Here is a 10,987-nt window from a genome sequence, read left to right on the forward strand (position 1 = left end):
CGGCGAAACATTTATAAGAAATAAAGTGAAATACGCTAAAGATTATTCTTCTTCAGCCATTGCTGCACGAACCATAATCGCACATTCAATTCTCTTTCTCTGTAATTCACATCCAATATCATATGCATCATTGATATTGCCATGGAAATTATAAGAGTTAGCTGCACATCCACCACTACAATAGAATTTAGCAAAGCATGACTTACATTTTTCTTTAGCATATACGTTACATGCCTTAAAGCTATCTCTAATGTCTGGACGTGTAATTCCTTCATCCACATTACCCATAAGGAAATCTTCATTACCAACAAACTGGTGGCATGGATATAAATCACCCCATGGTGTAACAGCTAAATATTCACAACCTGAACCACAGCCCTGTAATCTCTTAGCTACACATGGTCCGCCTGATAAATCAATCATAAAGTGGAAGAAGTTAAATCCCTTACCAGCTTTCTTTCTCTTAACTAATTCCTTAGCTAAGATATCGTACTGTTCCTTAAGGATCTCAAGATCCTCTTCTCTAATTGCATAATCATCTGTAGGCTGAGCAACTACTGGCTCAACTGAAATCTGTTCAAAACCTTCATCTGCTAAATGTAATACATCATTAGAGAAATCAAGGTTATGATGTGTAAATGTACCACGAACATAATAGTTCATCTGGTTACGGCTCTCTGCAACCTTTTTAAATTTAGGCATGATAATGTCATATGAGCTCTTACCACTTGAACGAACTGGTCTCATTCGATCATTAACTTCCTTACGTCCATCAATACTTAATACGATGTTACCCATTTCCTTATTAGCAAATTCAAGGATTTCATCATTAAGTAAGATACCATTAGTTGTTAATGTAAATCTAAACTTCTTGTTGTTAGGCTCTTCAAGAGATCTACCGTAAGCTACAAGTTGCTTAACTACTTCAAAGTTCATAGTTGGCTCGCCACCAAAGAAGTCAACTTCAAGATTACGTCTATTGCCTGAATTAGCAACTAAGAAATCAAGTGCCTTCTTACCAACTTCATAGCTCATTAAAGCTCTTCTACCATGGTATTCGCCTTCTTCAGCGAAGCAATATTTACAACCTAAGTTACAGTCATGTGCAATATGTAAACATAAAGCCTTAACTACTGTAGGTCTATCTTTAAATGAGTCAATATATGGCTCATATATATCCTCTGTAAATAGCTGTCCAGCTTCCTTAAGTTCAGTAATTTCAGCATAGCATTCCTCTACATCTTCCTTAGAATACTTGCCTTCAAACTGACAGACAACCTCATCAACTGTATGGCCTTCATATGCAGATATGATATCATAAACCATATCATCTACTACATGTACAGAACCACTGTTTACGTCTAAAACAATATTATATCCGTTATTTTTAAACTGATGTATCATTATAATTACCTCTTAATATCTATACTATTTATAAAAATAGTAACGCACTTATTACTTATTGTGCTTTGTCTTTTCTTCATTTTTTAACTTCGTACACGCATCTAAATCAAGTCACTAATATTTTAATTATTTTATCTTTTGTGGAAAGCCGCAAAAATAAGAGAGTGTCGAAATGCTTTAACACTCTCTTTAAAAATAAAATTAATTATTCTTGTTCTCGCAGCTCTGATTACCAACTGTACAAGATGTCTTGCAAGCTGACTGACATGATGTCTGGCATTCGCCACATCCACCGTTCTTCATTGTGTCCTTTAATACACGGTTAGTGAGTGTCTTAATATGTTTCATGACAAAACCTCCTTTATATAAACTGACTAATAGATTATACCATTAACAGCTTAAATTTACAATAATTTTGGCTTTAAACAAAATTATTAATAAAAGGGATTTTTAGCTAGAGACATTCATTATATTTTTTAATAGATTCTACAAGGCTTTCAACGGTCTCCTCCATTGTAAGCCCCTTTTCTTCTACTGTTAAATCTGCGTATTTTGCATAAAGAATGGCCCTGTTATTAAACATATCATCTAGTGTTTCACCCTTATGTAGCACAACACCGCGCTCTTTAGCATTGGATAATCTATTAAACAGCTCTTCCTTTTCAAGTTTAAGATAAACAATCACAGAATCTTTAGCTAGATGCTTCATAGCTTCATCACTATATACAGCACTTCCACCTGTGGCTATAACTGTATTCTTAGCCTCTATTGACATAATAGCATTGCCTTCACAGCTAACAAAACCATCAATACCTCTCTTATCTATAATTTCACTTAGTTTCATGCCTTCTCTGCTTTGAATAACTAAATCCGCATCCACAAAATCCATTCCTAAAATCTTAGCTACAATTACGCCAACAGTACTTTTCCCAGAAGTTGGCATACCAATTAATGTAATATTAGTCTTTTTCACATCATTCTCCTTCTTTATTAACTTCCTCAAAATTTGTCTTATTACTAATTAATTATTACTGCTTGATTGCCTCTTTTGTTAAATGCCTGTCTAGATGCTTCATATGAGTATCTTTGAATTCCACTCTTTAATGGATCTGCAAAATAGCATATTCCTTCTAAACGATCATAACCAATTAACACCAATGTATGATCTCCGCTTCTCATATTCTCCAAAGCCCAAAATATTACTGGATGTCCTTCTTCTACTAGTTTAAGTATCTCTTCAAAACTTGTTCCTGTAATATCATCTGCGCGATATCCATATCCTAAATCCTTTATAGCCTTGTTCATAGATTCTGCAATAGGTCCTGCAGCTACCCACTGAAGCTGGCTTCCATCTGGCTCATCATAGGGTGTTCCTCCACAAAACCCTAAATAAGGATCATTTGAATATGTTAAATATGAATCTACAAAATCCGTCTTACTAATATTAATTCCATAATAATTTAAAACTATAGTTGCAGATACTGCTTCACAGCCAGTTGGTAACTCTGGATTTTGTACTATGTTATTTACATTAAGATAAACTCTATTATTGGCATCTGATGTAATATCTTCTTTAGTTTCACTATCACTTATCTCTGATGTAATATCCTCATAGGATTCGCCTTCATCCTGTCTTATTTCATCATCTGATTGTTTAACTAGCTCTGACTTATTATGCTGGCTTCGGCTTCTTTTATGTCCTATTTTTACAATTAGAATTATAAATAAAACAAATATAACCATACTAGGAATTATTATGAAAGCTTTCTTCTTCATATAGTTTCCTCCTTTAGGCTTTCGTTTATTATATATGTCATTCGAGCAATTTGGAAGAAGAAGTTATTACATTTCATAAGCAAAGATTTGTTAAAGGATAGTCTTAAATATATTAGCTACAACAAGTCTGGCCTAAAAAGCTAAATATTGGTAACAAACCAGGACTCATAGGATGGCTTTCTATATAAATTAACAATTCTTATCTGGTCATTAATTAAGACTTTACATCTAAAGGCAAGGTCTCTATTAGATATATACACCCCATCAGCAAAGGTCCTTGCACCTTGATGGGACAAATCCATATATGCCATTATTCTATACTGCTTCTTCTCCCCATCTTCTCCTTCTAGCCTCAATCTAAGCGGTATAATTGTTCCATCCGTATTATTTTGTAATATTACATCTACAGGCTTTCTATCATACATAGCTAATCACCGTCCACATTAATTCCACATATGTACTAGAACTGTTGTTCTGTATGAAGATTATACCACACAAATGTTCTGCTTGCAATATTATATATGTAATTGCTAGAAACTTATATTGAAATTATGGGGCGGGATAAAACTTATAGTTAGAATTGCCTTGTTTAAGGCACTGGGGTTAGATTCATATATGCAAGCCTCTTGTTTTGAGAATTCTTATCCAAAAAAAGAAATTTTTGCTCATAAAGGCAAGTTTTTTCAAATTTTGACTTGTGGTTTTAATCTTTTTGGAAAATTATTCATCCAAACAGATTAATTCTCGAAAAAACAAAGCCCAAATCAGCCAATTTTGTTACCCATATAAGAAGATTTTTTTGAAAAAAGGCAATAGACAAATTTTCGCATTTTTTCTAAGCAAGAAAAATAATCCGCATCACGGATTTTTCCCGGATACGGATTATTAAAGTAGGCATTCCAAATCCACTTTGCAAGCGCCATAACTCCCTTTTATTAATGCGGAAGACGAGACTTGAACTCGCACGTGTTACCACACAAGAATCTGAATCTTGCTTGTCTGCCATTCCAACACTTCCGCTCACATCTAAATATTTTAATTCACTAAAAATGCACTGTCAACTTAGAATTATAAAGCTTTTAGTAATTAGGGAGTTATATCAATACTAAATATGTCGTCTTTTTTAGTATTTTAGCGAATTTTTTTCAAAAAAGATGTTGACAAAAAATAAGGCCAGTGATATTATATACGAGTCGCTGACATACAGCAGACAACAAAAACTTAAGCAGACGTGGCGGAATTGGCATACGCGCTAGACTAAGGATCTAGTCCATATTGCTTGGGTGCGGGTTCAAGTCCCGCCGTCTGCACTAGCTAAGACATCAGGTTTACCTGATGTCTTTTTTGTTTTCCTGTTCTTTCTCTTTACATTTCCCTTTATTTTTTATAATGTTAAATACAAATGAATTAGGAGGATTATTATGGACTCATTTATATTTAGCTTAAACTCTACTATTCCCATTTTTCTTGTTATGATTGTGGGTTATGTTATTAGAAAAATAGGTATTGTTGATGAACACTTTGCAACTGTGGCTAATCGCTATGTTTTCAAAGTTTCTTTACCTGTTCTTTTGTTTAGAGACTTATCCGTTGCCAACTTTAAATCAGATTTTGATTTGAAGTTTGTACTATTTTGCTGTATTGTAACAATTCTAATGTTTAGCATTACATGGATTCTAACTGAGATTTTTATGAAAGATGATTCAATGAAGGGTGCATTTATACAGGCTTCTTGCCGTAGTTCTGCAGCCATCCTTGGAATCGCTTTTATTGAAAATATCTATAAAGACGCTGGAATGGCACCTCTTATGATTGTTGCCGCTGTTCCATTATTTAATATTTTTGCCGTAACTATTCTTACCTTTAAGGCTCATCCTGAACTTCATGGTAAAAATATCAGCTCATCTACTTCTAAAAAAGAAAACATTAAAAAAGCAGCCATTAACATTCTTAAAAACCCTATTATTATCGGTATTGTGATTGGTTTTGTTGCTTCTCTACTTAACATTAAGTTACCAACAATTCTAAATAAAACTGTGGAATCAATCGCCGCAACTGCTACTCCTATTGCATTAATATGTATTGGTGCAAGTTTTGAAGGTTCTAAGGCAATAAAAAAGATAAAGCCTACCCTTGTAGCTACGTTTATCAAACTAATCCTACTTGCTGCAATTTTTATTCCTGTGGCTATTTATATGGGATTTAGAAATCAAGAACTTATCGCTATTCTAATTATGCTTGCCTCTCCTACAACAGTTACCTGCTTTGTAATGGCAAAGGCTATGGATAATGATGAGGTTTTATCCTCAAGCATCGTTGTGCTTACCACTCTTTTATCAAGTATAACCCTTACTGCATGGATATTTCTCTTGCGATCTTGTTCTTTAATATAGTTTTCTATAATTTGCGATCTTGTTCTTTAATATAGTTTTCTATAATTTGCGATTTTGTTCTTTTATATAGTTTTTCTATAATTTGTGATGTTTTGGTTGACATTCAGATATTAGACTATTAGTATAAAGAAAGGGCAATAAAGCCCATAAACACTTAAGTTTTAATAATTATTTGAGGGGATGGAAGTACATATTGTACTTCCATTTTCATTTATAGCAGTTCTAGTGCTGGAATTTCACTGTCTGTGCCAATTAGAATACAATTTTGTTTTTCAAGTGGGCTAGATTCTGGTCTAGTTGTATAGAAGGCTACATTTTTAAAATTGGCATCAAAAACTTGTCTTGCAATTTTTCCATCGTTAGCATAAAAGCCAGAAAGAGCTGTAATAATATTTACAATATAGATACCACCTGTGTTTAAGTGCCTTTTTATATGCGCAACACCCCTATAGGACATAAGCCCGCTATCTAGAACGTTTCCTATATATGCATCATTAATTATGCAGTCATATTTCTTATCCTGCTTTGATAAAAACTTCATTCCATCATCAACATAAATATTTAATGCACCATCTTTATCCCCTTCCATAAATTCATCGATATAAAAATATTTATGCGCAATTTCTACCATCTCAGGATTTATCTCAACTACATCCATCTTACAACCTTGATGATTCTTTATATAATACTTCGGATATGACATTCCAGCGCCGCCAATAAGCAGCGTTTCTTTAATATCCGGCTTAATATTAAAAATATTCTCAAATTGTCTTGTATACTTAAAAAGGAGCTCATGATGATGTCCTTCTTCCCTTAAGCAGGCTGATTCCCTAGCAAAGTTAACCATAAGGATTCTAATTTCTTTACCATCTTCAACCACATCCCTAACCATGATTTTTCCATAACCTCTAGATTTACTTTTATATAGATTTCTCTCATCGTCATTTATTTGTTTTGCCATAATTGCCCCTTATTTCTCTTTTCCTAAAATTATATAATTATGATATCATGATTCCTAAAGAAAAACAAAAACCAGAGCAAATGCTCTGGTTTTATAATATCTAATATTCCATAAATTCATTGATGTCTCTTAATACATCTTCCATTTCGTTATTTCCATCATTAATTGTTAGCTGTAATGGTTTGCTTATATCTAAGCTAAATAAACCTACTAGCGACTTTCCATCAACACAACTAAATCCTGACTCAACATCAAATCCGCAACCATACTTACTAATTACACTTACGAATCTTTGTACCTTCTCCACTGAATCTAAAAGAATTGAAACAGTTAACATATTCAATTTCCTCCCCACTTATAATCCTCTCTACTCGCTTTTTATCTCACCCTAATTAATAAAAAGCTGTTTTTTTGACTTGTTTAACAAGCCTTAACAAATATACTACAGCCAAAAACATTTTGCAACTTTTTGGGGGGGATTTTATTGTTTCAAAGTTTAAATATTTTTGTTTCTTTTTATGATAATTCACTATAAAAAGAAACAAACTGTTGTGCAGTTTGCACAATAGTTTGTTTCAGTAATTATAAAATGTCCATTTTATTCAATTTTTACTAGTTAATTTATTAAGTATTTTTGCCTTTTTCCTAGGACTATAGTCCTATTTAAGCATATCTTAAGTCCTTAGGGGTAGAGAAAATTATTCTAAAAAAACCCCCGAATTCACAAAATCAGGCTTACATAGTAATCACCTGTGCTATCCCATTTTTAATGCGTCCATATAGATTGCCATTATATACTATGCAGTTTCTACCATTATTCTTAGCTGCATATAATGCCTTATCTGCCTCTTCATATAGTTTTTCAAAGCTTTTTCCATAGCCTGGTACAAAGGTAGCTGCGCCAATGCTTATAGTAACATTATTTGAGACTAGCTTATATGCATGTGGAATTGCCTTTGCCTCAAGGTTTCTCCTAATTTTTAGAGCTAACTGAACTATATTTTGCTCGTCTGTATTTTGCACAAATATAATAAATTCTTCTCCACCTGTTCTTGTGACAATATCTGTTTTTCTTTGAGCTGAGTTTTTTAGCACCTCAGCAACCATTTTTAAACACTCATCACCCTTTGGATGTCCAAAAGCATCATTATATTTCTTAAAAAAATCAATATCTATAGCAAGTATTCCCACAGATACCTTATTACGTTCGCAATATGGCCATATAGCACTGGCTTTTTGTTCTAATGCTCTTCTGTTATAAAGTCCTGTTAAAGGATCATGCTCTGACACATCTGTTTTTTTCTTAAGAGTTGATGACATCCTCTCCTTAGTAAAGGATACATTATGCTGATATCTTGATAAGAACACAGTGCCAATCTGTATTACACATACATCCACCACAGTTCTTACATTCATCTTAAAAATAACTACCATTGAAATCATAATAACAGAAATTATAGTTACCATTATTAAGCGTTCTCGCTCTAAAATTACTGGTACAAAAACAAAATACGCACATGCTGCCATATAAATTATTTCACTGTTAAATGCCTTCATATCAAATCCAGATGCAAGCATTAGCATAATAATCGTTATGGTGTAATATGACATATACAAGACAAAATAACTCTCAAACTCATTATTTTTTACTTGAATATAAAGAACAACACAATAAGTCACCTGAATAATTTCAAAAATCAGCAAGCCAAACATAAATATTATCTTTAAAAGATCGTTATCCCAAGCTATAATGCCGTAAATAAGCATTATTATAGGCACGCATAAAGATAATAAAAACGATGACTTAATAGCACGATATATATTGATTTGCTCAATATTTCTTTTGGACTGTTTCTTCATTTTCCTCGTCATTTTTTATCCCCCTATATTAAATTGTCACGGTCTTATTACTATATATAGGTTACATATATTATTAATAATACAACATTATGAAATCTAATACAAGGAAACTTTATATTCTTTATCTTTTACAAGGGCTTGTACCCCCGACTGAGTATAGTTTGTCATAACCCCCACCTACGCTAACGCTTAGAGGTGGGGGATTTCTCCGACTGAGTTAAACTAGGAAGTCTACTGCCCCTTCACTTACCACATAAGTTACATCCTTATGAGCTCCGCCATATTCTCCATCAAAGGTCCAATCCACGTCTTCACTTGATCTAAATCTAATTTTACTAGTCTTTAAATTATAAACCATATTACAATTATCGTAATCCTGTGTAACATATGCCGAAAGAATTTCTTGAGCTTCAAAAATAGTCTTAACTTCCTTTATAAGAAGCACTTCAAAAATTCCATCCTGCAAATCCACTGTATTTCCAATAATTCCCTTCATTCCACCAACTGAGTATGTGTTACTTACCATACCATATAGGAAATTACCTTCTATCTCAAATTCATTACCATTTTCATCAATTCCAGCGACTTGCATATATTGTGGTTTTAGGTTTAATAATTCCTTAGCACCTGATATAACATAAGCTTGATGACCAAGAAGATTTTTTAATTCCTGAGGTGTGTTATAACTTACCTGTGTAAAAGCACCGAAAGCTGCAACATAATTAAAGGATCTAACAACTTCATCATCTTTACAAACAAGTCCTATATCCACAGGATATACATTGCCTTCTGCTATTGACTTAGCTGCCTTAACCATGTTCTTGCTTATATTTAAACTAGCTGCAAAATCATTAGTACTGCCACTTGGAATATATCCAACTTTTGGCTTTTTCTCTAATTTTAAAATAGCACCTACTACTTCGTTTAATGTGCCATCTCCGCCGCTACATACCACAACGTCATATTTTTTACCCACCTTTAATACCTTCTCGTATCCATCGCCTGCACATTTAGTTGGGTAAACAACAACTTCATAATCTGCCTCTGATAAAACCTGTACGATCTTCATTAAATGATTTTTTATTAATCCCTTACCTGAATTAGGATTAAAAACGAATAATAATTTTTTCATATTGCCTCCATTATTATGCAATTGTCAATTTAATGTCTGTAAATGTTACATCAGCGTTTCTACTTGCAAAAAAGCCTAGATATACATGTTCTGGATCAACTGTTGTTAGCTTAAAATCAAATCCACCTGTTATGCAATCTCCATCATCAAAGCATGCACCATATCCATCTTCTGTTGAAAATAGTGTTGCATTAACTACCATCTTCTTATCAATTGCTCTTCTTACCTTACTTCCATAAACCAATTCGCCACTTCTTCTTGCAAAACAATTAATTGCATCGCCTTTTCTTGTTAATAAAAGTGGAGCTGCTGCCACATAATCTCCTAGCACATCAGCTGTATTTTTATCAATATAAACATCATCTCTTACCATTAAACCAAAGGATACCTGATCGTTACTAAAATAGTCATTAACAATTATCTTGGCTGTTAGCTTAAATCTAGTGTTAGCATCAATTTGTTTAAAGGCAAATAAGATTCCATCTGTAACATTACTAATCTTACCCATGTTATTAGCTACCGCAAGTCTAATAGATTCCTTAGAATCAATTATTTCCTTACTTGCCTTAAAATCGACATTATTAGCATCAGTTAGTATATCACCAAAGGCAGTTACTTTGTAATCACCAATGTTTTCAAAAATCTTACTATCTTCAAGATTAGGATTAAATAAAACCGGCTTATAATCCTTATTAGCTTGAAGGTATTTTTCCTTAGCTGGATATGGCATGTAATCAGTAAGATCTATTACCATTTCAGATAAGCCCTTAATTCCTAATTCCTTAATTGTCTTCATAACAAAAAATGCATTAACATAAGCTCCCCACTCATTAGTGTGAGTATTATCAACACTCTTAATATTATTACATGACCAGGCATGAAGATTAGCAGTCTCTTCAACGCCTAATTTTTCATAAAAATCCTTAGTTATACTTGTCATATCAACTAAAGAAATGTGCATATCCCTTGCAAGCCCTCTTACAGCCTCTGGATAATTGCCACCCTTAAATTCACCATTATCCTTAGTTATATGTAATTCCACATCATCCCAACTACTCTTAGTTTTTCTTCTAACAATAGGTGTAGCAAGAATAGGTGTAACACCAGCAGTTCTTGCAGGTTCAATATAATTTACATAAAGGGAATTAGCAAAACTTCCCTTAACTTTATAATCTCCATTAGCACTTGTAAATCTAGCGATTTCTGCCTTCTCATCATTATGTCCAAAGCCTATTAATAAAAAATCGCCAGATTCCATATTATTCATTAGATAGTCATAATTCTCTTCCTTAGTAAAGGATAGAGAACTTCTGCCTGAAAGGGCAATATTTACCACTTCCACCTTATCATTTAAATATTCCTGTAGTTTTGTTCCATATCCATATCTTGGATAATAGTATTTGTCGTCAAAACAACTAAGTGTTGAGTCACCAACCACCCATAATTTACTCATAAATCATT

General features: G+C 33.1%; 11 protein-coding genes and 2 tRNA genes. 2 read left to right on the forward strand and 11 right to left on the reverse strand.

Features of this window, described 5'->3' with window-relative positions:
• Positions 1–42 precede the first annotated feature (42 nt).
• The 6 genes from scfB to T537_RS0102425 all read right to left on the reverse strand — a co-directional run bounded on the left by scfB (position 43) and on the right by T537_RS0102425 (position 4,200).
• A complete protein-coding gene (gene scfB / locus T537_RS0102395) occupies positions 43–1,404 on the reverse strand; it encodes a thioether cross-link-forming SCIFF peptide maturase (protein WP_027438143.1) in 1,362 nt (453 codons plus the stop codon).
• A 201-nt stretch (positions 1,405–1,605) separates the two neighbouring features.
• On the reverse strand, positions 1,606–1,752 hold the full coding sequence (gene scfA, locus T537_RS11940; RefSeq protein ID WP_034210474.1) for a six-cysteine ranthipeptide SCIFF: 147 nt from the start codon (positions 1,750–1,752) through the stop codon (positions 1,606–1,608).
• A gap of 106 nt (positions 1,753–1,858) precedes the next feature.
• The gene (locus T537_RS0102405) at positions 1,859–2,377 is read right to left on the reverse strand and encodes a shikimate kinase (protein WP_027438144.1); all 519 of its coding nucleotides are present in this window, start codon (positions 2,375–2,377) and stop codon (positions 1,859–1,861) included.
• 44 nt (positions 2,378–2,421) lie between these two features.
• Positions 2,422–3,180, reverse strand: coding sequence for a C39 family peptidase (locus T537_RS0102410; protein WP_027438145.1), 759 nt, complete (start codon positions 3,178–3,180; stop codon positions 2,422–2,424).
• 140 nt (positions 3,181–3,320) lie between these two features.
• Positions 3,321–3,605 (reverse strand): hypothetical protein, encoded by a 285-nt coding sequence (locus tag T537_RS0102415; RefSeq protein WP_027438146.1) that lies wholly within the window; start codon positions 3,603–3,605, stop codon positions 3,321–3,323.
• Between the two features lie 514 nt (positions 3,606–4,119).
• Positions 4,120–4,200 (reverse strand) — tRNA-Leu (locus tag T537_RS0102425).
• A 205-nt stretch (positions 4,201–4,405) separates the two neighbouring features.
• On the opposite strand from T537_RS0102425, the gene T537_RS0102430 reads away from it, so the two are divergent.
• Both T537_RS0102430 and T537_RS0102435 read left to right on the forward strand, forming a co-directional pair.
• Positions 4,406–4,490 (forward strand) — tRNA-Leu (locus T537_RS0102430).
• A 111-nt stretch (positions 4,491–4,601) separates the two neighbouring features.
• Entirely contained in the window at positions 4,602–5,573 is a 972-nt protein-coding gene (locus T537_RS0102435; protein WP_031556110.1) for an AEC family transporter, read from the forward strand.
• Positions 5,574–5,784: 211 nt separating this feature from the next.
• Here T537_RS0102435 and T537_RS0102440 read toward each other — a convergent pair whose 3' ends face one another.
• From T537_RS0102440 to T537_RS0102460, 5 genes are all read right to left on the reverse strand, one after another.
• Entirely contained in the window at positions 5,785–6,534 is a 750-nt protein-coding gene (locus tag T537_RS0102440) for a spermidine synthase (protein ID WP_027438148.1), read from the reverse strand.
• Between the two features lie 100 nt (positions 6,535–6,634).
• Positions 6,635–6,871 (reverse strand): HPr family phosphocarrier protein, encoded by a 237-nt coding sequence (locus tag T537_RS0102445; protein WP_027438149.1) that lies wholly within the window; start codon positions 6,869–6,871, stop codon positions 6,635–6,637.
• A 398-nt stretch (positions 6,872–7,269) separates the two neighbouring features.
• Entirely contained in the window at positions 7,270–8,406 is a 1,137-nt protein-coding gene (locus tag T537_RS12305) for a GGDEF domain-containing protein (protein WP_051637137.1), read from the reverse strand.
• A 205-nt stretch (positions 8,407–8,611) separates the two neighbouring features.
• The gene (locus T537_RS0102455) at positions 8,612–9,526 is read right to left on the reverse strand and encodes a diacylglycerol/lipid kinase family protein (RefSeq protein ID WP_027438150.1); all 915 of its coding nucleotides are present in this window, start codon (positions 9,524–9,526) and stop codon (positions 8,612–8,614) included.
• 13 nt (positions 9,527–9,539) lie between these two features.
• Complete coding sequence (locus tag T537_RS0102460; RefSeq protein ID WP_031556118.1) at positions 9,540–10,979, reverse strand: SGNH/GDSL hydrolase family protein; 1,440 nt, start codon at positions 10,977–10,979, stop codon at positions 9,540–9,542.
• Positions 10,980–10,987 lie beyond the last annotated feature (8 nt).

This window comes from Lachnospira multipara LB2003 (genome assembly GCF_000702205.1).
Taxonomy (GTDB): Bacteria; Bacillota; Clostridia; order Lachnospirales; family Lachnospiraceae; genus Lachnospira; species Lachnospira multipara_A.